Source organism: Capnocytophaga cynodegmi (assembly GCF_002302475.1).
In the GTDB taxonomy this organism is placed as follows: Bacteria; Bacteroidota; Bacteroidia; order Flavobacteriales; family Flavobacteriaceae; genus Capnocytophaga; species Capnocytophaga cynodegmi.
On record NZ_CP022378.1, the window covers coordinates 1,365,281 to 1,392,034 of the forward strand.

Annotated in this window: 23 protein-coding genes; 3 read left to right on the forward strand and 20 right to left on the reverse strand. The window is 35.2% G+C overall.

The features are described 5' to 3' along the window. Positions 1 to 144: 144 nt before the first annotated feature. The 7 genes from CGC48_RS06010 to CGC48_RS06040 form a co-directional block, all read right to left on the reverse strand. Positions 145 to 2,148, reverse strand: coding sequence for a S8 family peptidase (locus CGC48_RS06010; protein WP_098028858.1), 2,004 nt, complete (start codon positions 2,146 to 2,148; stop codon positions 145 to 147). A gap of 36 nt (positions 2,149 to 2,184) precedes the next feature. Then, positions 2,185 to 2,595, reverse strand: coding sequence for a hypothetical protein (locus CGC48_RS06015; RefSeq protein WP_098028859.1), 411 nt, complete (start codon positions 2,593 to 2,595; stop codon positions 2,185 to 2,187). Further along, positions 2,592 to 3,047 carry a hypothetical protein gene (locus CGC48_RS06020; protein WP_098028860.1) on the reverse strand — a complete coding sequence of 152 codons (456 nt, stop codon included), beginning with the start codon at positions 3,045 to 3,047 and terminating at the stop codon, positions 2,592 to 2,594. The genes CGC48_RS06015 and CGC48_RS06020 overlap by 4 nt, the downstream gene beginning before the upstream one ends. Positions 3,048 to 3,070: 23 nt before the next feature. Beyond that, positions 3,071 to 3,520 carry a hypothetical protein gene (locus tag CGC48_RS06025; RefSeq protein WP_098028861.1) on the reverse strand — a complete coding sequence of 150 codons (450 nt, stop codon included), beginning with the start codon at positions 3,518 to 3,520 and terminating at the stop codon, positions 3,071 to 3,073. 116 nt (positions 3,521 to 3,636) lie between these two features. Beyond that, entirely contained in the window at positions 3,637 to 4,713 is a 1,077-nt protein-coding gene (locus CGC48_RS06030) for a SusE domain-containing protein (RefSeq protein ID WP_098028862.1), read from the reverse strand. Between the two features lie 63 nt (positions 4,714 to 4,776). Continuing rightward, the gene (locus CGC48_RS06035; RefSeq protein WP_098028863.1) at positions 4,777 to 6,345 is read right to left on the reverse strand and encodes a RagB/SusD family nutrient uptake outer membrane protein; all 1,569 of its coding nucleotides are present in this window, start codon (positions 6,343 to 6,345) and stop codon (positions 4,777 to 4,779) included. A gap of 34 nt (positions 6,346 to 6,379) precedes the next feature. Then, positions 6,380 to 9,328, reverse strand: a complete 2,949-nt coding sequence (locus CGC48_RS06040) for a SusC/RagA family TonB-linked outer membrane protein (RefSeq protein ID WP_098028864.1) — start codon at positions 9,326 to 9,328, stop codon at positions 6,380 to 6,382. 254 nt (positions 9,329 to 9,582) lie between these two features. Between CGC48_RS06040 and CGC48_RS06045 the strand changes: the two genes are divergently transcribed. Both CGC48_RS06045 and rnpA read left to right on the forward strand, forming a co-directional pair. Continuing rightward, a complete protein-coding gene (locus CGC48_RS06045; protein ID WP_098028865.1) occupies positions 9,583 to 11,445 on the forward strand; it encodes a M1 family metallopeptidase in 1,863 nt (620 codons plus the stop codon). Between the two features lie 5 nt (positions 11,446 to 11,450). Then, on the forward strand, positions 11,451 to 11,840 hold the full coding sequence (gene rnpA, locus CGC48_RS06050; protein WP_098028866.1) for a ribonuclease P protein component: 390 nt from the start codon (positions 11,451 to 11,453) through the stop codon (positions 11,838 to 11,840). Between the two features lie 66 nt (positions 11,841 to 11,906). Here rnpA and CGC48_RS06055 read toward each other — a convergent pair whose 3' ends face one another. The 4 genes from CGC48_RS06055 to purN all read right to left on the reverse strand — a co-directional run bounded on the left by CGC48_RS06055 (position 11,907) and on the right by purN (position 18,247). Further along, positions 11,907 to 13,529: a RagB/SusD family nutrient uptake outer membrane protein gene (locus tag CGC48_RS06055; RefSeq protein ID WP_098028867.1), complete on the reverse strand. Its 1,623-nt coding sequence runs from the start codon at positions 13,527 to 13,529 to the stop codon at positions 11,907 to 11,909. A gap of 11 nt (positions 13,530 to 13,540) precedes the next feature. Continuing rightward, positions 13,541 to 16,612 carry a SusC/RagA family TonB-linked outer membrane protein gene (locus tag CGC48_RS06060; protein ID WP_232780457.1) on the reverse strand — a complete coding sequence of 1,024 codons (3,072 nt, stop codon included), beginning with the start codon at positions 16,610 to 16,612 and terminating at the stop codon, positions 13,541 to 13,543. A 181-nt stretch (positions 16,613 to 16,793) separates the two neighbouring features. Further along, entirely contained in the window at positions 16,794 to 17,654 is an 861-nt protein-coding gene (locus tag CGC48_RS06065) for an MBL fold metallo-hydrolase (protein WP_098028869.1), read from the reverse strand. Positions 17,655 to 17,683: 29 nt separating this feature from the next. Further along, positions 17,684 to 18,247 (reverse strand): phosphoribosylglycinamide formyltransferase, encoded by a 564-nt coding sequence (purN, locus tag CGC48_RS06070; protein WP_098028870.1) that lies wholly within the window; start codon positions 18,245 to 18,247, stop codon positions 17,684 to 17,686. Positions 18,248 to 18,416: 169 nt separating this feature from the next. On the opposite strand from purN, the gene CGC48_RS06075 reads away from it, so the two are divergent. After that, positions 18,417 to 18,902 carry a hypothetical protein gene (locus CGC48_RS06075; RefSeq protein ID WP_041990801.1) on the forward strand — a complete coding sequence of 162 codons (486 nt, stop codon included), beginning with the start codon at positions 18,417 to 18,419 and terminating at the stop codon, positions 18,900 to 18,902. 39 nt (positions 18,903 to 18,941) lie between these two features. On the opposite strand, the gene CGC48_RS06080 is transcribed toward CGC48_RS06075, so the two are convergent. The 9 genes from CGC48_RS06080 to CGC48_RS06120 all read right to left on the reverse strand — a co-directional run bounded on the left by CGC48_RS06080 (position 18,942) and on the right by CGC48_RS06120 (position 26,705). Further along, the gene (locus CGC48_RS06080; protein WP_041990802.1) at positions 18,942 to 19,337 is read right to left on the reverse strand and encodes a group III truncated hemoglobin; all 396 of its coding nucleotides are present in this window, start codon (positions 19,335 to 19,337) and stop codon (positions 18,942 to 18,944) included. Positions 19,338 to 19,340: 3 nt separating this feature from the next. After that, a complete protein-coding gene (locus CGC48_RS06085) occupies positions 19,341 to 19,694 on the reverse strand; it encodes a cupin domain-containing protein (protein ID WP_098028871.1) in 354 nt (117 codons plus the stop codon). 8 nt (positions 19,695 to 19,702) lie between these two features. Next, positions 19,703 to 20,071, reverse strand: a complete 369-nt coding sequence (locus CGC48_RS06090; protein WP_041990806.1) for a ribosomal maturation YjgA family protein — start codon at positions 20,069 to 20,071, stop codon at positions 19,703 to 19,705. 39 nt (positions 20,072 to 20,110) lie between these two features. Continuing rightward, a complete protein-coding gene (locus CGC48_RS06095; protein ID WP_098028872.1) occupies positions 20,111 to 20,779 on the reverse strand; it encodes a DUF2461 domain-containing protein in 669 nt (222 codons plus the stop codon). 114 nt (positions 20,780 to 20,893) lie between these two features. Next, positions 20,894 to 21,568, reverse strand: coding sequence for a hypothetical protein (locus CGC48_RS06100; RefSeq protein ID WP_098028873.1), 675 nt, complete (start codon positions 21,566 to 21,568; stop codon positions 20,894 to 20,896). Positions 21,569 to 22,101: 533 nt separating this feature from the next. Beyond that, positions 22,102 to 22,914, reverse strand: coding sequence for a formylglycine-generating enzyme family protein (locus CGC48_RS06105; protein ID WP_098028874.1), 813 nt, complete (start codon positions 22,912 to 22,914; stop codon positions 22,102 to 22,104). 125 nt (positions 22,915 to 23,039) lie between these two features. Continuing rightward, on the reverse strand, positions 23,040 to 23,555 hold the full coding sequence (locus CGC48_RS06110; RefSeq protein WP_098028875.1) for an AAA family ATPase: 516 nt from the start codon (positions 23,553 to 23,555) through the stop codon (positions 23,040 to 23,042). Between the two features lie 11 nt (positions 23,556 to 23,566). Next, complete coding sequence (locus CGC48_RS06115) at positions 23,567 to 25,462, reverse strand: amidophosphoribosyltransferase (protein ID WP_098029772.1); 1,896 nt, start codon at positions 25,460 to 25,462, stop codon at positions 23,567 to 23,569. A 316-nt stretch (positions 25,463 to 25,778) separates the two neighbouring features. Then, a complete protein-coding gene (locus CGC48_RS06120) occupies positions 25,779 to 26,705 on the reverse strand; it encodes a PfkB family carbohydrate kinase (RefSeq protein WP_098028876.1) in 927 nt (308 codons plus the stop codon). Between the last annotated feature and the right edge of the window lie 49 nt (positions 26,706 to 26,754).

Here is a 26,754-nt window from a genome sequence, read left to right on the forward strand (position 1 = left end):
AAACGTTTTTGTGTTTTGTATACATACAAATACGCAAAACCGAAGTGTTTCGTACTTTTGTATGTCTACAACATTGCAAAACACAATTGTTTTATGCTTTTGTGTGGTCAAAATTACATAAAACATTTGTGTTTGACAAATATGTTAGGGTTTGTAGATAACTTTTCCGTGTGATATATCTCCACAGATATAGTATATAACATACATACCTTTGATAAGTTGTGAAGTGTCGATAATCATATCCTCATTTGTATTAAAATTTTGCTCAAATAGCTTTCTGCCATTCATATCAAAAAATTTAACGTTTAGGCTATTATACCTATCCACATTATTAAGAATTGATACTATTTTACCTACTTCATTTTCATTTAAGTCCTTACCTCCATATTTTTGGTCTAACCATTGATAAATATCTGTTTTTATAATGTGTAGACTATTACCTCTGTGCATAAAATACTCTGAAAGAAAGATTTTATCGTTGATTTGGTTTTCTGCCTTTCTGAAGCTTGTTCGGTAAGGTATAACAGAGCCGTAGTAACGTGAAATAGGGCTAGACCAATCAGAGGTTGCCCCACAAGGATTTGATTCTCGGGCGATATTTCTGGCTCGGGTCGATACGATGAAAGGTGTGGAGGTAAATCGAGTTGCTTGTATATCTACTCCGCTTTCCTTTATTATGAATGTAAAGGAATCCTTGGGGTCTTTGTATAGTATTTTATTTTCCCATTCAAGGTCTCCGATTGTTGAAGTGCAAATCACGTGAGGAATATAGTTACTGCCGCCACAACACGGAATACTGCTGGGCGTATTGGGGTGATTTGCTATGGTTGGTACATGGGTTACATATGTGCTTTGGATTTCTATTTCTTTTTCATAGGTTTTTACATCGCCATTATGTGTTACGATAGCTTTTATGATATTGTTATCACCATAAGTGAATGTGCCAAAGGTACATTTTTTGGTTCCTTGCCCTGATCTGATATACATTTTATTGTTCGGATATTCCCATTTAATAGTTGCTCCTTGTGCAATAGGGACTTTTAGTTCGAGTGTAATATCTTTTCCCACACAAACCTTATCCTCTCCAGCCATAGTAGCGTATTGTACAGCTTTATAGGCATTAACCAAACCATATCCCATTTCGTTATTCCAACTGCCGTTGGGCTTATCACCTCTATTTTGATAGTTGTAACTACCTACTTTTTGAGCTGTTTTTTCGATAATATCACGGACTTCTTTACCCGTTAAGTTTGGATTAACAGAAAGGATAAGGGCGGCGACCCCTGCTACGTGAGGACAAGCCATAGAGGTGCCACTATCGTAACCTATTTGGTTGTTAGGTAGAGTAGATAGAATCTGTGTGCCTGGGGCTACAACGTCTAATTGATCACCATAACTTGAAAAGAGAGATTTTTTTCTATTTGACTGAGTTGCTCCTACTACTAAAATTTCACGATTTGAATTGGCTGGATAATCAATATCTGTATTGTGATTCCCAGAGGCAAATACAACTATACAACCTTTTCCATTTCTACCTTGTAATAGTGCCTCTTTTATAGCGTCTTCTAGTATGGTACTCCTTAATTCTCCGTATAATCTACCTGCTTGGTCTCCCCAAGAATTGTTTATTATATGGGCTCCATTTTGCCAAGCCCAACTTATCCCTGATGCTAATTGAGAAGATATAGTAGGAATTGCTTTTAAAGGGTTACTAACACTCATTATTTTTGATTTTGGAGCAATACCTACAATTTGTAAATTATTATCCTTTACAGCTCCTATAGTTCCAGCGACAAATGTTCCATGTGCTTGCGTTGAATTAAAATCGCTTGTTGAAATGTTTTTTACTGTATCATAACTTAGATAATGAATATTATCTTTCAAATCATTGTGTGTTTTATCTATTCCTTGATCTACAACAGCTATGTTTATGTTTTCTCCTTGTGCTATAATCCATGCTTTACAGGTCTTAATGTTCTCAATTCCCCATAGGTTGTTAAAAGAGGGATCATTTGTACATTTGTTGGAAAAATTGAAAGCGAAAGCAGGATCTACATCAGCAAATAGACCAGATTCATAGTACTGATTAGATAATTCTAAAGAAGTATAGGTGCTATTAGTTGTAGAAAGAATATACCACATGGGCATATTTCCTACATTTGATATAATTTTAACCTTTTTTTATTAGAAAAACTTTCTATAGTCATCTTTCGTCTTTAGTTTTACATAAAAATAATTAGAAATAGGTACTGATTTTCCATTTTTCTGTTTAAAAAATATTCCTATCCCTTTGATGTCAGGATTTTTTCTTAATTCATACACTTTTTCTTCAAAAACTTCTCTATTTTGTTCCTTAACATAATCAACTTTCAGATATGCATCTTCTATTTTTTCCTCATTATATACGTGGACTGCATTATATGTTTTTTGATAAAGACTTACTTCTCTTGGAGAATTATTCATGATAATATTTATACTTTTAGTATCAACTTCTAAAGGAATTTTTCCTCCTTTAAAATAATAGAAATATTTAGTTTGACTTTTAGCAACAACAGATAGCAAACAGGTTAATCCAATAAAAATGTTTTTTTTCATAATATTCCCTTTTTTACAGTTATATTTTGTGTTATTTTAGGTATTTGTATGATGCAAAAGCCTCTATTAATTGCTGGTGCTAATCCTTTTAATTCACTTTTAGTATGAACAAGAATGTAATTTTCATGTTTATGAATTTCTACAACACTTATTGAAGAGGGAAAATAATATCTGATCACATCAAAAACTACTAAAATTTGATATTTTGAAAAATCTACTTTTTTGGTTAATAACTTATCTTTTTCATTAAAATTGAGACTCTTTATCCAACCCTCAAAATGTTTTTGAGATGTAATTGTAACAATCTCTTTACTCTCATTATCAATAGCCATCAAGTTTCCTTGAAACAATAAAGAAAAAGGTAATTTTTTTAATTTATCTTGATCATTCTTGTGTTGTCCACACCCCATTATCACCAGTAACAGAAATGCTAAGATTGTTTTTGTTTTCATTGTATTTTTATGTTGAATAGGTTTTATTTTCTTAAAATTATATTCTTTTCACACTTTGGAGTTTTTACAATATGATATGGCTGATTCATTACAGCTCCATCTTTAATCGTTTTATTGATAAATACTTCAATATAATTCTTCCGTTCGACTATTTTTGTTATTGTTATATCCGAAGGACCTGAAGATTTAACTTCATCAAAAATAGCAATGATTTGATATTTTGAAAAATCAATCTCTTTCTCTGTTAAAGTATCAGATATGTTATTAATTTTACTCATATTAGATATTAAATCATTGAAATCACTTTGTGAAGATATAAAAAAATTACTTTTGGTAATATATTCCTTTTCGTTGCCATACAAAGTTCCTTTTGCGATGGTCGTAAATGTTATATTTTCAATAGTTTCATCTATTCTTTTCCCACACCCCATTACCACTAATAATAGCAGTATTAAAATTGTTTTTGTTTTCATTGTAAAAATTTTTCTTGTAAAGTTACAATATCAAAGCGTAAAAGTCAATAGTTATTACCAATAAAAAAACCGAATAGAAATTTCTATTCGGTTTTTTCGTAAATTATTTTTTCTAATTACTGAGGAATTACGGTGTAAATACCTCCTTTAAGGTTCACAGTGATTTTGTATGTGCCATTTTTGCCATCAAATACAACGTTTCCGTTATTACCCTTAGGAGCAAGGTAACCTGTATTACCATTTGCGTTGAGGTTCCCCCAATCAAGTTCACCCCAGTCTTTCTGTCCAATGAATTTGAATTCATCTCCTTTTTTCAGTTCAATAGTATGTTCAAACACACCTTCAGATATTTTTGTCATACTGATAGCCCCTGAAGCATTCCAACCATTGATACTTCCTACTAAATATAAGTTATCATATTTGTAGCCCAAAGCCGATTTTTCAATTTCAAGTGATTTAGCTTTATTATCTATGGTGATTTTGTAGATACCTGTTTCGCCTTCAAATTTCATATTTTCTTCACCATCTTGTTTTATGGTTGTAGGTACTGTAGTAAAATACTTGTACGAATCTCTTGTACCCGCTTGGTCGATGCTATAATTAATTGGATTCCAATTTTGTTGTCCTAAAAAACGGAAAGGTTGATTATTTTCCAAATAAGTGAAAATTGTACTAATATTTTCTTTTTTGTACAAACCTTGTGCCTTATCGGCAGACCAACCTACATAACTTGCTCCACCAACAATATAAAACTCAGGAACAACCAAATCTTCGAAAGCTGTAACTTTAATTATTTTTTCATCAAAAGATAGGTAATTGTTGATGCCTAATTTTGCTTTTACGCTTACCTTTACGTCAGTTTGTTCTAAGGATTTTACCCCTATTTTGAGCATTATTTCATTGAGTTTTGCTACAGTAAAATGAGCAGGTGATTTAGAAACAGGCTCCGATTTTGTTTCTTCTCCATTTGTAAAAACAACTTCATAAGAGGGAACTACATTCACATTTAGAGGTGTACTTTCCCACGAAACAGTCAGGGCGGTCTCCTCTTTCTTATCCTTATCTAATGTAACACTTTCAGCAGAAAGGGTAGTGGTTACCTTTGCGTTGCCATCATAAGTGATTTTCTCATCTTTTTCGCAGCTTACTAACGTTAATGTTAGCAAACTCATAAGGTATATTATTTTTTTCATTTTTATATACGTTTAAATAAGTTGCCCGAGGAAAGTAATTACTCGGACAACTTTATGATGTTATTAATATCCAGCGTTTTGTTTTAAAACTCCCTTTGAAGCCAAGATAATATTCGTAGGGATAGGGTACAAGTTTCGGTATGCGTCTACTCCCGTTCCGTTGGCTACTCCACCTTTAAATGGCCACACATAAGTTGATGAAGTGAAATGTCCGTGACGGATAAGGTCAGTACGTCTGAAACCTTCCCAATAAAGCTCTCTGGAACGTTCATCAAGCACGTTTTCAATTGTTAAATTTGAAAGAGCATTCGCTCCTGAACGTGTGCGGAGTACATTTACGTATTGTAAAGCATTTGCCTGATTTGTCCCTTTACGAACCGCAGCTTCAGCATAATTTAGGTAAATTTCACCCAGACGGATAAGTGCCACATCTGTATCTACAAATTGCCCTCCTGGGTCTTTCCCAAATTTACCTGCTGAGGTTAAGTTTTTGAACTTCATCACAGCATAACCTTCTTTAAAGTCTGAAACATTTTCGATTTCATATTTTTGTCCGTCAGTGAAGAACATTGCTCTTTTATCCGTCCAAGAAGTAGGTGGATTACCTGCACCTGAAAATTTTTCAACCAATGATTTGGTGGTGCGGATACCTGCCCAAGCACCTCCACTAACACCAAAATCAGTTAGTTTCATTTTACCACCAATCGCAGCGTGAACAAGGAAGGTACTTCCAGCCCAAGTTTGTGAGTTAACTCCATCAAAATTAGCTGTAAAGATATTTTCATTTTGTGCTCCGTTAGTGTCATTATCAGCCAAGAACAAGTGTGAATAGTTGTTGTGTAATGCATATCCTGAGTTGATAACTTTCTCGCTATATGTGATACAATCATCGTAACGCTCTGTACCTGTGTATACTTCAGCATTTAAGTACAAACGTGAAAGCAATGCCCACGCAGCTACGACGTCAACACGTCCGTATTCGTTACCTTTAGCAGGTTTCAGTTCACTTTCAATCGCTTTTAGCTCACTTTCGATAAAATCAAAAACCTCTTTGCGTGTATTTTGCCCAGTAAGATTGTCTTGTACTTGGGTAAGGACAGGTACATTACCAAACAAATCCATCAAATGGTAATATGCATACGCTCTGATGAAACGTGCCTCAGCTACGCCATACTTTTTCATCTCTTCATTGGAACTATTTTCATTATTGGCAATGAATGCGTTAGCGAATGAAACGGATTGTGCCAAACGATAGTACATCGCTTCAATAATTCCGTTCGAAGAAGACCAGTTCATATTGTGGAAATCAGGAACTCCAGGGTCAGACCAGGCCACAATTGCGTTATCTGTTGGCAATTCTTGCATATAGAATAGCAAACGTGTGAACTGTGATGTCCCTTCATCAAGTCCTTGAATATCAGCAGAACCTGCGGGTCCTTGTTGTCCAGTGAGTGCCAATGAGGCATATACCTTTGCTAAAGTTTGTTTTGCATATTCAGGATTGGTTTGTACTGAACTTGAGTTAATGCTATCAGGGTCGATAGAGGGGTCTTGGTCAAGGTCTTTCATACAGCCCGTTAGCGACAAAGTCAAAGCAAGTCCCCATATTTTGAATATATTATATTTTTTCATTGCTGTCAAATAATTTTAGTTAATCTGTACTCTATTAGAAATTCACATTGATTCCTACCAAATATGTACGCGGACGTGGATATACGTTGTTGTCAACGCCGAATGTTGGTCTTCCAAAGCCATCGAGAGTAACCACTTCAGGGTCTAAACCTTTGTAATTGGTCAGTGTCAGAACATTTTGTACTGTTCCATATACACGAATACCATATTTATCTTTAGGGAAGTTATACCCCAGAGTTACATTGTCAATCTTGAAGAAAGACCCATCGTGTAGGTACATATCACTAAGCAACGTTTCCGTAGTTCGTTTTGAAAGTAGAGTGTCGTAATAAGTTGCAATGGTATTACGAAGGATATTGTCGCTGTAAACTCTATCCAAAGAAGCGTTGGCAGACGATACGTTATCGTACACATAGTTTCCTAAACTAGCACGTGTAGCGATGTTCAAATCCCAGTTTTTGTAGTTCAGATTAGTGGTAAGCCCCATTGTTACGTCAGCATATGGTGATTTACCCATATAGCGGTCATCTTCAGTGATTTTGCCGTCGTTATTTCTGTCCACATATGCTCCTTCAATAGGGAATCCTTTATTGTCATATACCTGTTGATATAGGAAGAAAGTGTAAGGAGCATATCCCTCCTGATGGCGTTGTACGGTGTTTCCAGTACCGCCACTAATTCCTCCCACATTTTGCAAGTTGGTAAGGCGTGTGATTTTATTATCGTTGTAAGCAATGTTGTAGCTCAATGTCCAATTAATATCATCAGTGCGAACAGGAACAACGTTCAATAAGAATTCAATTCCTTTATTTTCCATATCACCAATGTTGCTCGAAATGCGGCTTCCGTAGTTGGTAAATGGAGCTACGTTGCTTTCAGCGATAAGGTCTTTAGTAAGTTTTCGATATACATCAATGCTACCTGATACACGATTTTGCCAGAAGCCATAATCGATACCTGCATTAAGTGTGTTACCTACTTCCCAACGTAAGTTTTTATTCAAACTCTCAGGACGAGCTGTTGGTACAAACTGATTTCCGAATTGATAGTAAGCCCCTTGATTTACGCTTCCTACATAGCGAGTAAGGAATAAATAATCTCCCAATCCGTTTACGTTACCTACTTCTCCGTATCCTAAACGTAATTTCAATTCATTAACATTTTCACTTTCTTTTAGGAAAGATTCATTTTTAGCATTCCAAGCCAAAGCTACCGAAGGGAAGTATCCCCAACGGTCGTCAGGATTTAGCTTTGATGAAGCATCAGCACGAAGTGTTGCAGTAAGCATATAACGATTGTCAAAACTATAATTGGCTCTTCCGAAGAAAGAAATTAGGACATTTCGGCTTTTGTCAATTACAGGAATAATCAAATCATTTTTACCTTTAAAATATTGTGTTTGATTTGAATCATTGGTAAATTCAAATTTTTGGTATGAATGCCCAGCCATAAATGAGATTGAATGTTTGTCCAAGTCTTTCATATAGTTGGCATACGCATCAAAAAGCATATTAACAGCTTTGTTTCCGTAGATGGTAGTAACTCCGTTAAAATCAGTTGAAGAGTTTGGCATTTTAGGGTCGGTAATGTCTTTTCCGTCACTTTTGGTTATATCAACCCCTGCATTGATGGTAGCTGTAATATCCTTAAAGAAAGGTAACGTATAATCCAATTTCAAATTGGAAATCAATCGTTTTACATCGGCAGTATTGTTTCTTAGGTTTAATAAAGCCATTGGGTTTACTGGGGCTGTGTTGCTCTGTGAGCCACTACTTGCATCTAACCAAGAAAAATATCCATCGTATTTAGTGGAATTGATGCGAACAGGTTGTGTCGGGTCGAATTCTATAGCTGAACCAATAGCACCTCTTTCAGCAAAGCGGTTTTTTACAAATGAACCTGAAACATTCAATTCTGTTTTTAATGAATTGTCAAAAAATCGTGGTGTTAGCGAAAGTTTGGCTGTTCCACGTTGGAATTTATCTGTTTTCAAAACCCCATCAGCATACGTGTGTCCTAATGAAAGACGATATGGGATTGAGGCTAAGTTTCCTGAGATACCCACAGTTGTATTTGTAGTTGGAGCTACTTGGTAGATCTCTTTTTGCCAATTAGTTGAAGCATTCCCCAGAATAGCTTTTTGGGTTGCGTTTCCTGTTTGGTTTACCAATGCACGAAATTCATCTGCTGAAAGTAAATTTACGTAGTCAGAAACTTCTGAAATTGAAATACTTGAATTTACAGAAACTTGTGTCTCTTGATTAGCTCTTCCTTTTTTGGTAGTAATCATAATAACCCCATTGGCAGCACGAGAACCATAAATAGCTGTTGATGAGGCATCTTTCAAAACGGTCATACTTTCGATATCATCAGGATTGATGTCATTTAAAATATTTCTCGCTCCTCCGATAGCTCCGTCGTTCATCGGAACACCATCAACTACTACTAACGGATTCGAGTTCAATGTCAAAGACCCTGTACCACGCACACGGATATTTTGTCCATCACCAGGAGCACCTCCTCCTGAGGTAATCTGCACCCCAGCAACTTTTCCTTGTAGCAAGTCTCCCGCAGAAAGGTTTTGCCCCTTGTTAAAATCTTTGGTGGTTACCAAGTTTACAGAACCAGTAACATCTTTCTTTTTAGCAACTCCATATCCGATAACGACTACATCTTCAAGTTGTTGTGTGTCTTCTTGTAAATTAACATTAATAGTTTGGTTTTCGCTTTTTACCAAAACTTCTTGATTTTTAAAGCCAATATAGGAGAATACCAATGTTTGCCCCTTTTCAGCCTTAAGTTCATACATACCGTCAAAATCTGTGGCTGTTCCGTGCGTAGTCCCTTTCACAACGATACTTACTCCTGGTAGAGGGTCGCCCGTAGCAGCGTCTTTGACTGTTCCTTTTACAATTTGTTGGGCATACAACCCTACAGAAACGAAAAGAAACAAAAACAAAGTACATACATTTGATACTTTCATAAATAATTCCTTAACAATTAAACAAAATATTATAACAATTCTACTTCTCGGTTGTAAAAGTACAACTTTTTTTATTCCGAAAAATTTCTTCTCGAAACAAATCGAAACGAAAACGATTTAGTGTGAATAACTTTTGCTCTTTTTAACGTATTGTACTGATGTTTTTAAATTACTAAATTGAGCTTAAAATATTTCCTTTTTGGACTTACAACAGAAACAGCTATCTTTGCGATTCTAATCAAAATCAAATTTCAATGAATAAATACATTTTTGCAGTATTCCTTTTGGGAGTTTTTACTTTTTCAAAAGCTCAAAACACTTCCTATTGGCAACAACAAGCCGATTATGAAATGGAAATTGATATGGACGTCAAGAATTTTCAATATAAAGGAAAGCAAAAACTTACCTACACGAACAACTCTCCTGATACACTTCAGGTAGTTTTTTATCATCTTTATTTGAATGCCTTTCAACCAGGTAGCGAAATGGACGCTCGTTTGCAATCCATCACAGACCCTGACCGCCGAATGGTTATTAACAAAGGGACGAAAGAAAATCCGATATATGAAAGTAGAATAGCTTCACTTAAACCTAATGAAATAGGATATATCCACGTGAAATCACTTACACAAGACGGAGAAAGTGTTTCCCACAAAACCGAAGGTACAATACTGAAAGTAAATCTAAAAAATCCTATCTTGCCTAACTCAAAAGTTATTTTTGATATGGAGTTTGAAGCACAAGTGCCTGTAATGATTCGTCGTACAGGAAGAAATAGCAGAGATGGTGTGGCTCTTTCAATGGCACAATGGTATCCAAAAATCGCTGCTTATGACTACAGAGGTTGGCACCCAACAGAGTACATTGCTCGTGAATTTTATGGTGTTTGGGGAAATTTCGATGTTAAAATTACCATTGATAAAAATTATATACTTGGAGGTTCGGGAGTGTTACAAAACAATAATGAAATTGGGTTTGGTTACGAAAACGAAGGAGTGAAAGTTCCGAAAGCCAAAGGAAAAACAAAAACTTGGCATTTTGTAGCTAAAAATGTACACGATTTTACGTGGGCTGCTGATACGGACTTCAAACACGATAAAATTGCTTTGAAAGATGGAAAAGTATTTCATTTTCTTTATAAGAAATACGATGAAAATTGGCGAAAAATGCAACCAGAGTTGGTGAAAGTTTTTGATTTTTTCAATGAGATTGTAGGAAAGTATCCTTGGGAGCAATATTCATTTATTCAAGGGGGTGATGGCGGAATGGAATATGCAATGTGTACGCTGGTCGCTGGTGGAGAAAAATATGAATCCGTTTTAGGAACTTCTATTCACGAACTTGCTCACGCTTGGTTTCAACATTTATTAGCCACTGACGAAAGTTCATATGCTTGGATGGATGAGGGTTTCACTTCCTTCATAGAAGATTTGGCTATGCATAGTATAATATCACCCGATAGTAAGGGGAATCCTTTCCAGAATTCCTATACAAGTTATTACAAATTAGTGAAATCAGGATTGGAAGAACCAGCTACCACACACGCTGACAGATTTGATAAAAACTTTTCTTATTCAGTTATGGCATATAGTAAAGGTTTGTTGTTTTTAACTCAATTAGGATATATAATGGGTGAACAGAATGTTATCAAATCACTACAAAAATTTTATAAAGATTTTGCATTTAAAAACCCCACACCGAATGACTTTATTCGTATAGCTGAAAAAGTATCAGGAATGCAATTGCAATGGTTCCTAAATGAATTTATCGGAACAACTCACACAGCTGATTATGCCATTGAAAGTGTAAAACCAAAGGGAAATAAAACTGAAATTACCTTACGAAGAATAGGCAGATTGCCTCTGCCTGTAGATTTGTTTGTGATTGAAAAAAGCGAAAAAATACACTACTATCACATTCCGCTTCGGATGACCTTTGGAAGCAAGGAGAACTCTTATAAATCTCATCAACAACATATGCTATCATCTTGGGGTTGGGGAAATCTGACATACACCTTTGAAGTTGATTTACCTATGCAAGAAGTTAGAAGTATAATTATTGATCCTACTAATATTTCAGTTGATATTAACAAAGAAAATAACGTATTTAATAATTAGTATTTGTGTCAAAAAGCAACGACTTTTCTTTTCCTAAATCGGAAAAACTGTGTAAACTAAAATACATTCAACAATTATTTTCAGAGGGAAAAAGTGTGCAAAATTATCCTCTGAAAATGATTTACTTTCCGCTTGAAAATGATTTAGAATCCCAATTTCAGGTACTTATCAGTGTTCCTAAAAGGCAGTTCAAAAAAGCTGTCCATCGAAATCGCATCAAACGGCTTATTCGTGAAAGTTATCGATTACAGAAACATTTCTTGAGTCAAGTTACCTCTGAAAAATATGTTATAGCACTAATTTTTACAGGAAAAGAAATGGCAGATTATCAAACCATTTATAAGAGTGTCTCTGCTTGTTTTGAGAAGTTTGGAAAAGCTATTTTACCAGAATAATAAATAAAAAATCACCCCAAAACAGGGTGATTTTTTATTGTTAATTCAAATATAAACTGATGAAAACTAATATCCTTTAGCTTTTTGAGCTTCCTTTAATTTAGGATTTCTGTCAATAGCAGAAATAGGGAAAGGTAAACGAACGTACTTGTCTTCCCAACGACGTTTTTGAGCCAATTCTCCCTGAATACTATGAATATCTTTCATTACCTGAGAAGAAATTCCCCAACGACGAATATCATTCCAACGATGTCCTTCACAGGCTAATTCAATACGACGTTCATTACGGATAACGTCACGCATTGCTTCTTTTGATAGCCCCGCTGTTACATCTGGCATTCCTACTCTATTTCGGATTTTGTTCAATGCATCATAAACACTACCATCTGCTCCAGCTACCTCGTTTTGAGCTTCGGCATACATTAGTAGAATTTCAGCATAACGAATAAGCGGAAAATCATTTATTTTTCTGCGTATTGTTTCGTTGGGGTCAACCATTTTTCGGTAATTATAACCTGTTTTGGAGGTGTTATTGGCTTTTCCATTGTTTTGCCAAACAAATGTTTTATTACCTAAAACATCGTTCCAAATAGCTCCTGGATACAGAATAGAAGCATACAGACGAGTATCACGATTTTTGAATTCCTCTAAATATGTAGAATTAAATTTTCCATTATTATATTTGGCTTTTCTTTCGTCGTTTGTTGGAGGAGTAAAGCTTGTTCCATCTGCTTTCCAATAAGCATTTACCATATCTACTGTAGGAGTGATAGAACTCCAACCACCACCAGCATTACTTGATAGAAAGTACAAACTTATATAATTAAAATTATCTTCTATGAATTCTTGATTTAAAATAACCTCTTCGTTATTCTTGTTTTCGTCCCAAAACAATTTTTCGTAACTACGAAGCCCATCGTAGAATTTCTGTTTGTGAGTGTTATCAGTAAATGTTATAAAAGTTGAATAATCATCCTTTTCTTCACTAAGATTTGCTTTTAACTTAAATAAATCATACCCCATATTCATAATGGCTTTGGTAGCCTCTACAACTTCTGCATATTGCCCATAGAACAAGTGTACACGTGCTTTGATGGTGTAACCAGCAGCTTGTCCCAAACGGCTTTTTACAGAAGGAGCAGTTGGTAAATCAGGAATGCTTTCAGTAAGCTCATTGATTACGAAGTTAATAACTTCTTTTTCAGAAGTTGGGGCTACTTGTCCTTCTTCAGTTTCAGAAATATAGTTTTTAATTAGGGGAACATCTCCAAATTTGGAAGCTAAATTAAAATAAAACCACGCTCGAAGTGTACGTACTTCCGCTTTTGTTTGTTTTTTTAGAGCATCAGAAACAGGAGCTTTGTCTATATTATCTAAAAAATAGTTAAAGCGACGAAGACCTACAAAGCTATATCCAAAATCATCATTATCAGTGATATCTCCAGCAGATGCTATTGTAGCTTTACTTTCCCAAGGATATTGGCAGTATGAGTTGTCGGCATAACCATCGTTATAGGCATTATACACACTTGCAGGAATGTATGCATAACATCCTATTAAAGCAAGATTTACATCATTCTCTGTTTTCCAAAAATTTTCTAAAAGAATTTTGTCTTGAGGTTCTTTATCTAAATTACAACCTATGGCGAACAAGGCTATAAATAAAGGGATTATATGTTTTAATTTCATAATGATTCTTTTTAAAATGATACATTTACTCCGAAGATAATATTCTTCATATTAGGATATGTGCCACGTTGTGAAGGAGCTTCTGGGTCAAAGTCTTTCAGGCGTTTGTCAGCTCGGAAAGTAATTAGGTTTGTTCCTGATAGATAGAAACGCACCTTTTGGAAACCTATGAGTTGGCTTACTTCTTGTGGCATTGTGTATCCTAAGATAATACTTTTTATACGGAAATAATCCGCATCATACAACCAAAATGATGAGGTTCTGGTATTATGATTGTTAGCTGAGGTAATAAGTAAACGAGGATAATTAGCATTAGGATCAGGATTTTGCGTTGTCCAACGTCCTAAGTGATATTCTTTTGCTCCTGCTCCATTAAAAAATGCTTGTGATGCCTCTCCTGATAGATATACAAGTACATCTCTTACCCCTTGTCCCTGTACCGAAAAGTCAAATCCTTTATAGGAAACATCAAAACCTAACCCATAAGTAAAATAAGGTACATCGTTTCCTAAAATTGTGCGGTCATCGGCATCAAACTTGCCATTTTTGTCAGTATCTGCGTATTTTATATCTCCAGCTCCAGTTGCTGCATCTTGTTTCACGTGATTTTTGACATCTTCACTATCTCTGAATAAACCAAGAGCTTTGTAGCCGTAAAAAGAACCAATAGCTTCACCTTCTTTAAGAATAAAATTACCATTTACTTGGTTGTCTTGTCCGTTTAAATCAATAATTTTGTTCCATATTTTGGAAATATTTCCAGAAATACCATATTTGAAATCTCCGATACTTCCTCTGTAAGAAACCAAGGCTTCAATACCTTTGTTAGAAACCTTTCCTGCATTTTTAGCTACTCTTTCGTCTATTTTTTTATTTTTGTCAACTACTAATCCCAATTCATAAGGTTGAGGCATTTTAAGCAAAATGTCAGTGGTTAATTTATCAAAAACATCTACTTGAATATTCAATGAGTTTTTAAAAAATGAAGCATCAAGTCCTAAATTAGCCATTGTAACGGTTTCCCAAGTTAGGTCTTTATTTGCTTGAATGGATGGCCAAACACCATCAGCTTTTTCTCCATTAATAACATAAGCACCAGTTCCACTGCTACCAAGAGCATTGTAGTAATCATAATAGCCTATATTGTCAACGTTCCCTAATTTACCCCACGAGGCTCGTAATTTTAAATCAGAAAGCCATTCAACATTTCTCATAAAGCTTTCTTGTGAAATACGATATGCTGCTGAAAACGAAGGAAAAACCCCTAATCTATTTTCTTTTGGAAATTGTGAAGACTGGTCAGCACGAACGTTCGCTTCAAACAGGTATTTTCCATCGTAATTGTATTTTAATCGACCAAAATACGATAAGAAAGCACGTTCTTGGATTCTTCCGTCATTACCCAAATTTTTAGCTTTTGCTGAACCTGCGTTGATGGAGTTCAAATTGTTATTTGGGAAATCTTTCCGTGATGCTTCAAGCCACTCATAACGGTAGTCTTCGTATTGTGTACCACCCATAAGTGAAAAATTATGATTTTTCAAAGAGAAATCGTAATTGGCATATAGCTGTGAGGTAAGATTTTTTACGTGTTCCCATTTTTTTGTCATTTTATTGATGGTTTGACCATCGGTTCCTGGCATAGGCTTTTTAGAGATGAAACCTGTGAGCTGTCCTACTTTATTTTCAAATTCGGTGTCTCTCTTGTCAAAAGTTCTATATGAAAGCTGTCCTGTGATATTTAAACCTTTTATGGGCTTCCAGATGGCGTTGATTGAACCATTAAATCGAGTTGCTATGTAATCTTTACGACCATATTCTGCGGCTTTTCTAAGTGGGTTGTTTTCTGCTAACACTGTACTTTCGTTACCTCCAGTTACGGTTCCCCAACTTCCATCAGTATGACGAGCTACGGTTAGTGGCGTCATTCTGTCCAAATCTGTAATGGAGAAATTACCATCTCTGTTAAAGTAATCCTGTACATATGAGATGTTTGTGCCTAAGGTGAATTTGTCAGTAAAATCACGTTCTGTATTAGCTCTAAAGCTATATCTGTCCAACAAACGTCCCTTTACTACAGACTCTTGCTCATAGAAAGTTCCACTAACAAAATAACGTGTTTTCCCACCTCCAGAAATATTGATGTTGTGTTCTTGAATAGGAATATGTTTTCTGAAAACTAATGAATACCAATCGTTATTTGGATATAAATCAGGTGAATCTTGAGCTACAATTCTGTCAATAGCTTTTTGGTCATAAATTCCGTCTTTACCTGCGTTAATATTAGCTTCATTAAGAAGAGTTGCGTAATTATATGAATTTAGTTTTTTCGGAAGAATAGTAGGTGATTGGAAACCATAATATCCATTATAAGAAATACTAGCTTTTCCTTCTTTTCCTTTCTTAGTAGTTACTAGGAAAACCCCGTGAGCTGCTCTTGCCCCGTAAATTGCTGACGCTGCGGCATCTTTCAACACACTGATACTTTCAATATCTCCTGTATAAATTCGTTGAAAATCTCCTTCACTTACTGGAATACCATCAACTATATACAAAGGTGCTGCAGTTCCTAAGCTACCTCGTCCACGCACATTGATATTCCCCATATCATTGCCGATGTCACCAGGGCGAGAAATAATAGTTACCCCTGGGGCAACTCCTTGAAGTGCATTGGTAAGCGATGTGGTGGCTTTCCCTTCAATGGTTTCTGCTTTAACCGTATTTACTGTCCCCGTAAGATTGGCTTTCTTCTGAGTTCCGTAACCTATAACTACAACATCATCAAGCTCTTGTGCATCTTCTTGGAGTACAACGTTAATGATTTGTGTTTTTCCTCCCGTCACTTTTTGGGTTTGGGTCTGAAAACCTATGAAACTAAATTCGAGTATATCACCCTGCTTAGCTTCAATTTCGTAGTTCCCATCAAAATCGGAACTCACTCCTTTCGTAGTCCCTTTTACCGTAACATTGGCTCCCGGTAACGGACTATTCATTCCATCTGTAACTTTTCCTGTTACTTTCACTTGTGCTGACATTGGTAGAGCTAAAATCAACACAAGTAATGTGAGTAAATGTCTGAACATACCTTGATTGTTTTAATTTGTTGATTAATAATATATGTTTTTCGTTTTCAAAATACGACAGACAAAGCTATGAAAAATTTTCTTAAAAAAGTTATTTTGATTTCTATTTTTATGAAAAAAGTAATTATTTAGAAACAAAACGAAATTTTAAAGTTTCGATTTAGAAAATTTTCTTCTGTTTCTAAGAGAAAATTTCATCAAATTTGTATGTTTCATTGAGTCGTACACCAACTTCAGTTCGTTTTACTGTGCAGATTTCGTGATGGGCATCGTGTTCCAAAAATAGATAGTATTCGTTTTCAGCAGCTTCTTTTAGGAAAAGTTCTTTTTCAGCAATGGTCAATAAGGGACGTGTGTCATATCCCATAACGTATGGCAATGGAATGTGACCTATTGTTGGTAGTAAATCGGCTACAAAAACTAATTTTTTTCCTTGATAATCAATGTATGGGAGCATTTGTTTTTCTGTATGACCATCTACAAAAAGGATATCAAAACCTAATTCGCTATTTTGTAAAAAAGTTTTCTTTTGATTATCAATAAAATGTAGTTGACCACTTTCTTCCATTGGTAAAATATTTTCTTTTAGGAAAGAAGCCTTTTCACGAGCATTGGGTTTGGTTGCCCATTGCCAATGTTTTTCATTTGTCCAAAATCGGGCGTTTTTGAAGGCTGGTTCGTAGCCTGTTCGGTCTTTATTCCATTGGATTGACCCTCCGCAATGGTCAAAGTGCAAGTGTGTCATAAAAACATCTGTGATATCATCGCGATGAAATCCTACTTTCCTCAATGAATCGTCTAAGTTAGCGTCTCCCCAAAGTGCATAATATCCAAAAAATTTATCGGATTGTTTGTTGCCCATTCCTGTATCAATCAAAATCAGTCGATTACCATCTTCAATAAGCATACATCGAGCAGATAAATCAATTTGATTGTTAGCGTCTGCTGGGTTTGTTTTTTGCCAAATAGTTTTAGGAACAACACCAAACATTGCTCCTCCGTCTAACTTAAAATTCACTGTTTCAATAGGATATATTTTCATAATGATGTGTTTAAATTTTGAAATATTCTTTATTTTAACAAAGAAGCAATAACTTTAGGAAAATGTTCATATTCAAGCTGATGTATTTTTTCTGCCAATGTTTCAGGTGTATCGTTTGCTGACACTTCTGTTTGGGTTTGAAAAATAATTGTGCCTTCATCATAATTTTCATTTACATAATGAATTGTGATGCCACTTTCTGGTTCTCTGTTTTCGATAACTGACTGATGTACAAAGCCTCCATACATTCCTTTTCCGCCATATTTTGGTAATAATGATGGGTGAATATTGATAATTTTATTAGGAAAATTTTTAATGATATTTTCAGGAAATTTCCAAAGAAAACCAGCCAAAATAATTAAGTCAGGATTTTGACTTTGGATAATGTCAAGTACAATTTCCGAATGGTAAAACGCTTGTCTGTCAAAAACAATCGACGGAATTTGCAAACGTTTAGCCCGTTCCAAAACACCAGCTTTAGGGTTGTTGGAAAGTATCAAATTTACTTGAATATTTTTATCATCTTTAAAAAAAGTTGCTATTCGCTCCGCATTACTACCTGAACCAGATGCAAAAATGATGATTTTTTTCATATATACTTAATTGAAAATCAATAGTGAAATTATCTGATATTATTTCTCTTTCTGTAAGAGAAACGCACACGAACACAAAGGTATAAAAAGATATTAACAAAACATAAATCTGTGTAAAAAATAAGAAGATAATTATATATATTTGCAAACCTATAAAGCACCTTATTTTATGCCAAGGATATATTACAGAAGTAGACAAATACACGGTGAACCTCTTCAAAATAAGAAAATTACAAGAGAAGCTTTTGCTAAAATTATGATAAGCACTTCTTTCATTGAGAAAGACGTGTTACATATTTTTCAATTGCCCCAAGAGGTGTCTATATTGCCTTGGAAAAAGAAAGATAAAGGATTTAAATATGCTGTGGTATGGAATCACGATAAAATTCATAATACTGCTGAATATGGTGATTTTTATTTGCCCCGAGCTATTGTATTCTTTGATGTGAAAGATGCGTATTTCCCTTCCGAATATTTCTTCGTTGTAAATATTGACGATAATTTGGAAATCAGCCATTGCCGTGCAGGGGCCGACACTTCGTGGTATCAACAACCTGAGCTACGACGTGAAGTTACCGATAATAAAATCGTTAGGCGAATGGAAAAATCAGTTGTTGAACTTCAAAAAGTATTGGGAATACTTCCTAAAAAATAAAAAGGAATTAAGTGAGTTCTTAATTCCTATCTTCCGTTGTTAAAAATTTTCAGGTCGGTAACGCCATAACATCGTATATTGCCCTATAGCCATTTGGTTTGACGCTTCTTTTGCTCGTTGGGCAACCGCACCTTCAAACATTTTATCAATTGTTTCGTGCCAGAGGCTTACCCATTGGTTAAAATGCTCTTGTGTAATGCCATAGTTCAGATTTTTATCCACTTCGATGTGCTTTAATGAAGGACTGCCTTTGAATTTTTGAACTCCGAAGAGGATTGTTTCCCAAAAATCCGTGAGTTTTTCCAAATGCGGAGGCCATTGTTCTTCTGCGATGTGGCTGTTAAATATGGGACCCAGCAAGTCGTGCTTACGTATCTGAATGTAGAAGGCTTTTACCAATCGGTTTATATCTTCCCTTGTTTCGATTTCCTTCATACGTTAGTTTTTTTCAGATTGTTTAACAACTTCTTCAACCCTCGAAATTTTATCTTGCTTGGAAAGTGTCAGACGCACAATGCTATTGTCTAGAGCTTTTAAATCGTGAGGAACATTTCCTTCCAATGCAATGATATCTCCTTTTTTCATTGTATGAACACTTCCGCCAACCCCAAAATCGATGGTTCCTTCCAAAATATGAACCACAATAGGGAACTTAGTTTGATGTTCTTTCATCAGTTGTCCTTCAGACATTGTAATACGGATTTCTTTCGAAAACTCAGATTCTAAAACTACTTGTGTATGTATCTTTTCTGGTGAAAAAACAAGGTTTTCACTGAACGAACTTAACTTCATAATGTAATTTATTTTGAATTAAATATTTTTAATAGAATGCAACCCACTGCGTAGCAAATAATATCTTCCCAAGAGAAGTAATTCCCCATTAAGATGTAACCAATACTACCTTTGGAGAAGCCCAGCAATTCGGCGATTTTGAAAAATTGCAAGATTTCAATAGCAACTGCAAAAAGAAATATGCCAACAAGCAACTTATCTTTATTTTTTACTTTCAGAAATGACAAAACAAATGTATAAATAAGCATTACTACCAAAATATCTCCTACATAAGCTCTCAGAAAATAAATTTTTCGGAAAATAGTAGCTATTAAAACTTCTATAAGGAATAAAGATACTGCCTGTAGGAAATATTTTTTGTTAAATTGAAACTTCATACATTTTATAAAAGCAATGTTACAACAGAAAATTTAATTTTACTCATCAAAAAGTGATTCTCCATTAAGATTTGTCGTTAGGGCAGTGGTCATAAACTCAAAAAATGGATGCATAGCTTCAAAAGACTTTACAACTTTAGATGAAAAATCAGGTTGTAATGCTTCAGTTGTTGTAAAATCACGTTTGAGCAAGAATTGTTTCTTTCGGATATAGGTAATCATTGGGTCATTTTTGTCGAATTCTTTTGGGGCAGTCTTCAGTTCTTCTCCCCAAAGTTCTCCATTGTAATAATCCCGAATTCCTTTGGATTGCATCACTTGCAGAAATCCTTGTGCATCGAGCTGAATTTCCTTGCGAATGCGAAAAAGGTCTTCTTTATTAGGAGCAAAAAAGCCACCACCTACAAAAGTTTCTTCAGGTGACAGATGTATATAATATCCACCACGATGATGAGGTTGTTTTCGTGGAAAATAAAGTCCAAAATGAGTTTTATAAGGTGTTTTATCTTTTGAAAAACGTATATCTTTATAAATTCGATATATTTTCATCTCTCCAACAAAATCATTTTGGGCTATTTCTTCATAAATGGCACGAAAAAAAGCCTCAGCTTCTGCCTTTGCTTCCTCAAAGGTATGTTTATTCTCTGCAAACCATTCACGATTGTTATTTTGCGATAGTTGTTTTAAGAAAGCAAATATTTTTTCCATATATTTTTAATTTTTTTATAATTAGTAAGGCTAAAATTTTCTACAAGCGGAAAACTTTAGCCTTAATTTGCTTTGTAGTAATCATTAAATTCTGTAAGTAAATTAATTATTTGCTTACTTTTTTGTTACGATGCCAAGAGCTTCGAGGGTTTGGTCATTCTGAAATAGAACTTTGCTGTACGCAACTAACTCGCTATATATCGGATAGAGCTTGTCAAAGGCTTCATCACGCATTTCAGTAGCTTTTTGAGCCTGACCAGCTTCTTTAAGTTGATTTTCTTTCAGTTGAGTAAGCTCGGAAAGGGCAGAGAGTTGTGCTTTTAGGTCACTTTCTTGAATGTTAATAGTTTTTACTTTCTCCAGAAACTCAGTGTTTGATAAAATCTGTCCGTAGAAGTTATTTACTTGCTGAAACCAAGAAGCATATGCCTTTTTTCTTCCGCTGTTTATCTCCAAAGTGCTAATTGCTTGAGTGTTGTTCTTAAACAGAATCTTACAGAAAGCTAAATGACGCTTGTAGATTTCATCAATCTCTGTACGTTTTTTATTGAGTTTTTCTGTTTCGGCATATTGCTCACCGTATTCTTTCTTCTGCAATTGCGAGAGTGCTTCCAATTCAGCAACTTTTTCTAAATACTCATTTAGTTTTTCTTCCGTATAACCTAAAGTTTGCAATTGTGGCAAAATATTAGGCAATTTTGCATTAGCAAAAGTTATTTTCATTTGCTGAATAAGCTGACCAGTTGAAACATATCTGCTTTTTGATTTTTGTGATGTGTTATTTTCCATAAGATTTAGAGTTTAGTTATTTATTTTTAATTTTATTGATTCCAGAATGATTATTTTAAGTTGCAGAAATGATTAGACAAACTTGTCAGGCTATTTCTGCATATTGTTTAAGCATTTCTGTAGTAAGAAAATTTATTTCTGTATAATGATTTTGAATTTCTGAAAACTGAAAAATAATTTTTATATTTTGACAGCTAATTTATACAGATAGAAAATCAATTTCTACTAATTACTAAGTCTAATATTAATTATGGTGTGTGTTTAATATCAATTACTTATTTCTTTATTTAGAAAGAATATGTACAAATGTACGATAATTAATTCAAAAAGCAATTCATTTAGATAGAAAATTAGAGATAGTACAAAAAGTATGATGATATTTATTCATTTAGAGCTAAGCAAAATCACGAAAATGAGTATTTAAGCTAACTTTTTTCATTGTCAGGCTGAGCGAAGTCGAAGTCTGACAAAATATTTTTGTTTTTCTATTTCTTATTTTTCTATATTCACTCGCAAATGATAATGAAAAATCCTTACTGAGGAAAAACCACCCGAAAACCAACGAAGATTTGCCCCAAAGCATTGCGATTATCTCTTCTGGCTATACGTATATTCATTTTTTGCTGATTGTAATGCCCTCCACGTGTAACTTTATCCTCTGGATACGAGTGGTTGCTTGGTGTCTTACTCATTATTGCCATAAAAAACGCACTGAAAACTGAAGGTTTTTCTTTTTTCTCTTCTGTATTCCCGAGTTTATAGTCATACGACGTGAAATCATCTTCGCACCACTCTGAAACATTACCATTCATATCATAAATACCGAGTTCATTAGGTTTTTTCTTACCAACTGGCTGAAGATAATCTGTATTCTGCCGATGCCAAGCTACTTCATCAAGCGTATTACTCCCCGCATAAGTGTACTTCTGAGTTTTACTTCCTCCACGAGCTGCATATTCCCATTGTTCTTCCGTAGGTAATTTGCCTCCAACCCATTGAGCGTACGCATTTGCTCCGTACCACGATACTAATACCACAGGATGTTGTTCATATCCCTTTTTGGCGATGTACTTGCCGTTTACTTTTTCAATCTGGCTCCAACCTTCTTTTAGTTCTATGTAAGGAATGTCGCCATTCATCTGATTGCCTTTTGCATTTAGGAATTCGGCATATTGTACATTAGTGATTTCGTATTTACTTATCTTAAAAGTTTGTAAAAATACCTTATGTTGCGGATGCTCAATGGTTTCTCCTTCCGATTTTGGGCTTCCCATCAGGAAAAAACCTCCTTCTACTAAGACCTTATCCTTTTCTGGGTAAGTTCCTTTTATTTGTGCTTTTGTCATTGTCGCAAATGAAACAAGAAAAATAAAAAATGCTTTGTGATACATAAATTATTATCGGTTTTTTACAGAAAATAATTACTTCTTTATAAAAAAGTAGAAAGGACAAGTTAGTTCTTGCCCTTTAATTATTTTTCCAAAATTAGTTCTATTTTTGAAAATAGCTCCCTGACACATTCTTCTATGGTTTTATGCGAAGTATCAATCTGTATTCTATTTTCAGTCCAATTTTCGTAATGATATTCTGATATAGCTTCCCAATTGGGTAATTTCAAATTTTCTATTTCAGATATTCGATTAAAAACTCGCCTATGGTGTTCCTCTTTATCTGAACACACAATTTCAATGTTAATTAGAAAAGAATTTGTGTTATGAGCTATATTTCTCCATTCATCACGAGTTAAGGCGATTGGGTTGCAACAATCAGCAACTACATTCATTCCCAATAGTAAATTGTCTTTGGCGATTCGATATGCCATTCGATATCCTTCTCCTTCTACATTAACATTACACAAGTCACGAAGCCCTTGCTCAATGGTATCTATACGAAGATACACTGCAATAAATTTTGATACTATCCATTTGGAGAGTGTTGATTTTCCAGAAGCAGGAAGTCCTGAAAAGACAAATAAAATAGGATGCATAACTCGCCAAATTAGTACGCTCTATCTTTTTTCCCTTCATAGAAGTTGATAAAAGCTCTGTTTACTACGCGGTTTCCGCCATCGGTGGGGTAATTGCCCGTAAAATACCAGTCGCCCAAGTTCTGCGGACAAGCCTTATGCAAATTTGCAACCGATTGGAAAATAATCTTCACGTCGATTGAATAATCTTTCGGTAGTAACAATTCCGTGATTTTGTCGGTAATTTCCTCATCGGTGAAAGGCTCATAAATTTCCTTGACGTAGTTTATCACTTTATCGTCGCTCAGATGCACCTGTGCGATACATTTTTTATACACTTCTTCGATGATGTTATATGTGCCTCTTTCTTTGTGCAGTTGCAAGGTAGCTTCAAAAGCAATCAAGTCCTCCAATCTCGCCATATCGATTCCGTAACAATCAGGATAGCGGATTTGTGGAGCGGAAGAAACTACTACAATCTTTTTCGGTTTTAGGCGTCCCAAAATGTTGAGAATGCTTTTCTTCAAGGTCGTACCTCGAACAATGCTATCATCGATGATTACCAGATTGTCGCCCTTTTGCACCGAACCATAGGTGATGTCGTACACGTGAGCTACGAGGTCGTCCCGAGAGCTGTCCTCCGTAATAAAGGTGCGGAGTTTGGCGTCCTTAATGGCAACTTTCTCCTTTCGGATTTTTTGGGATAAAATCTCGGCAAGTTTTTCTGAAGAAATGTCTTTTTCGGCTAAAATCTGTTGGTGTTTGAGTTTATTAAGATAGCTGTCGGCTTCCTCCACCAATCCCAAATATGAAGTTTCTGCCGTGTTCGGAATATATGCAAATACGCTGTTTTTTAAATCATTATTGATAGATTGTAACACTTCGGGAAGTAATAACGCTCCCAGTTTTTTACGTTCCAAATAGATTTCTTTATCGCTTCCACGAGAGAAATAAATTCGCTCAAACGAACACGCCTTTCGTGGCAACTGCGGAATGATTTGCGTAACGGATGTGCTACCATCTTTCTTGATGATGATACCCGAACCTGGCTCCAATTCGTGGATTTGTTCAAACTCTAAATTGAAAGCCGTTTGAATAACGGGGCGTTCCGAAGCGATGACTACTACTTCCTCATCTTTGTAATAGTACGCTGGACGGATACCTGCTGGGTCACGCACCACGAAAGCATCTCCGTGACCTAAAATCCCTGCCATTGCGTAACCTCCGTCCCATCTTCGAGCTGATTTTCGCAAGATTTTTGCCACGTCCAGCTCATCGGCAATGCGTTTGGAGGCGTCTACCTTTGAAAGACCTTCTTCTTTAAATTTCTGATAGAGTTCTTCCACTTCCGTATCCAGGAAATGCCCAATACGTTCCATAACCGTAACGGTATCAGTGTTTTCTTTTGGATGCTGACCCAATGCTACCAGTCGTTCGAAGAGTTCTTTAGCATTGGTCATATTGAAGTTTCCTGCCACAATTAGGTTGCGTGATTGCCAATTGTTTTGTCGCAAGAAAGGATGTACATTTTCGATGCTATTCTGCCCGAAAGTTCCGTAACGCACGTGCCCTAAGTACACCTCACCAACGTATGGAAGGAGTTTTTTTTGTGCTTGTACGTCTTCTTTTAAATCGGGATTTTCTTTTAAGAGTTCGCTAATTCGCTGATTTACCTGCGTGAAGATATCTTGTATGGGTTGCGGTTGATTGCTTCGTACACGGCTGATATAGCGTTCGCCAGGTTGCATATCGAGTTTTATAGTTGCCAGTCCAGCACCGTCTTGCCCTCGATTGTGTTGTTTTTCGAGCATCAAATACATTTTATTGATGCCATAGAATGTTGTTCCGTATTTTTCTTTGTAAAAACTTAAAGGTTTTAGCAGTCGCACCATCGCGATGCCACATTCGTGTTTGATGTTGTCGCTCATTGTTTTTTTAGTTGTTATTAAATAGCAGATTGTCAGTGTTTTTTGTGAGAAATCAGCCAAATAGTGTTGCAAAAATATAAAATATTATGCAGTCAGTAACTATGATTTAGGAATTTTTTGTGGTGAGTAATAAGTACAAAAAAAAATCTGAAAGAACAACTTTCAGATTTTTTTGATTTTTTCCCTAAAATTAGAGTTGTTTTATTTTTTTCTAACACTTAACTAGTAGTTAGAAGGAGGATAGTTCCTTTTCTAAATCCATTTTTCGGTTGGTTACTATTATTTGTTGTATATTTTAAGTTATAATGTATATTTATTAGGTGATTTCCATTTCGAATTGTGTTAATTCCTTGAATTGTAACAATCTTTTAGAAATTTCATCTTTGGTTACAGAAAGCATTCGTTCTGTTCCGAATTTTTCTACACAGAAAGAAGCTAATGTAGAGCCGTAAATGATGGCATTTTTCATATTCTCAAAAGATATATTGCCTGTTTTTGCTAAATATCCCACAAATCCACCAGCAAAGGTATCTCCTGCTCCTGTCGGGTCGAATACTTCTTCCAAAGGTAAAGCTGGAGCAAAGAAAACTTCATTTTGATAGAATAGCAAAGCTCCGTGTTCTCCTTTTTTGATAACCACATATTTCACCCCCATTTGCATAATTTTTTGAGCTGCTTTTACCAAAGAATATTCACCCGTAAGCTGACGTGCTTCTTCATCATTAATCGTGATAACATCTACTTTAGCAATGATTTGCATCAGTAAATCCCAAGTGTGTTGCATCCAATAATTCATCGTGTCGAGGACTACTAATTTTGGTTTTTGTTGCATTTGCTCCAACACTTCAAGTTGAACTTTTGGGTGTAAATTCCCTAACATCAGCACTTCTGCATCTTTGAATTTTTCTGATATTACAGGCTTGAAACTGGACAATACGTTGAGCTGTGTATCCAAAGTGTCACGAGTGTTCATATCGTTGTGATATTTTCCACTCCAAAAGAATGATTTTCCTCCTTTTATAGTTTCTATTGCTGAGATATCAACATTTTTTTCTTCTAAAAGATTTAAAAAAGACTTCGGATAATCTTCCCCTACAATTGATACAATAGCAGAATTTAGGCTGAATTGTGATGCTGCTATGGCAATGTAATTGGCTGCTCCTCCCATTGTTTTTTCTATCTTTCCGAAAGGTGTTTCAATGGTGTCAAAAGCCACTGTACCAACAATTAAGAGCTTACTCATTTTATATGATTCATTTTAAAGAGGCAAAGATAATTATTAATTGAGAAAT

Bases quoted from the DNA above. Each gene is read 5' to 3' on its own strand.
- CGC48_RS06010 (WP_098028858.1), bottom strand. From the start codon at position 2,148: ATGCCCATGTGGTATATTCTTTCTACAACTAATAGCACCTATACTTCT.
- CGC48_RS06015 (WP_098028859.1), bottom strand. From the start codon at position 2,595: ATGAAAAAAAACATTTTTATTGGATTAACCTGTTTGCTATCTGTTGTT.
- CGC48_RS06020 (WP_098028860.1), bottom strand. From the start codon at position 3,047: ATGAAAACAAAAACAATCTTAGCATTTCTGTTACTGGTGATAATGGGG.
- CGC48_RS06025 (WP_098028861.1), bottom strand. From the start codon at position 3,520: ATGAAAACAAAAACAATTTTAATACTGCTATTATTAGTGGTAATGGGG.
- CGC48_RS06030 (WP_098028862.1), bottom strand. From the start codon at position 4,713: ATGAAAAAAATAATATACCTTATGAGTTTGCTAACATTAACGTTAGTA.
- CGC48_RS06035 (WP_098028863.1), bottom strand. From the start codon at position 6,345: ATGAAAAAATATAATATATTCAAAATATGGGGACTTGCTTTGACTTTG.
- CGC48_RS06040 (WP_098028864.1), bottom strand. From the start codon at position 9,328: ATGAAAGTATCAAATGTATGTACTTTGTTTTTGTTTCTTTTCGTTTCT.
- CGC48_RS06045 (WP_098028865.1), top strand. From the start codon at position 9,583: ATGAATAAATACATTTTTGCAGTATTCCTTTTGGGAGTTTTTACTTTT.
- CGC48_RS06055 (WP_098028867.1), bottom strand. From the start codon at position 13,529: ATGAAATTAAAACATATAATCCCTTTATTTATAGCCTTGTTCGCCATA.
- CGC48_RS06060 (WP_232780457.1), bottom strand. From the start codon at position 16,612: ATGTTCAGACATTTACTCACATTACTTGTGTTGATTTTAGCTCTACCA.
- CGC48_RS06065 (WP_098028869.1), bottom strand. From the start codon at position 17,654: ATGAAAATATATCCTATTGAAACAGTGAATTTTAAGTTAGACGGAGGA.
- purN (WP_098028870.1), bottom strand. From the start codon at position 18,247: ATGAAAAAAATCATCATTTTTGCATCTGGTTCAGGTAGTAATGCGGAG.
- CGC48_RS06075 (WP_041990801.1), top strand. From the start codon at position 18,417: ATGCCAAGGATATATTACAGAAGTAGACAAATACACGGTGAACCTCTT.
- CGC48_RS06080 (WP_041990802.1), bottom strand. From the start codon at position 19,337: ATGAAGGAAATCGAAACAAGGGAAGATATAAACCGATTGGTAAAAGCC.
- CGC48_RS06085 (WP_098028871.1), bottom strand. From the start codon at position 19,694: ATGAAGTTAAGTTCGTTCAGTGAAAACCTTGTTTTTTCACCAGAAAAG.
- CGC48_RS06090 (WP_041990806.1), bottom strand. From the start codon at position 20,071: ATGAAGTTTCAATTTAACAAAAAATATTTCCTACAGGCAGTATCTTTA.
- CGC48_RS06095 (WP_098028872.1), bottom strand. From the start codon at position 20,779: ATGGAAAAAATATTTGCTTTCTTAAAACAACTATCGCAAAATAACAAT.
- CGC48_RS06100 (WP_098028873.1), bottom strand. From the start codon at position 21,568: ATGGAAAATAACACATCACAAAAATCAAAAAGCAGATATGTTTCAACT.
- CGC48_RS06105 (WP_098028874.1), bottom strand. From the start codon at position 22,914: ATGACAAAAGCACAAATAAAAGGAACTTACCCAGAAAAGGATAAGGTC.
- CGC48_RS06110 (WP_098028875.1), bottom strand. From the start codon at position 23,555: ATGCATCCTATTTTATTTGTCTTTTCAGGACTTCCTGCTTCTGGAAAA.
- CGC48_RS06115 (WP_098029772.1), bottom strand. From the start codon at position 25,462: ATGAGCGACAACATCAAACACGAATGTGGCATCGCGATGGTGCGACTG.
- CGC48_RS06120 (WP_098028876.1), bottom strand. From the start codon at position 26,705: ATGAGTAAGCTCTTAATTGTTGGTACAGTGGCTTTTGACACCATTGAA.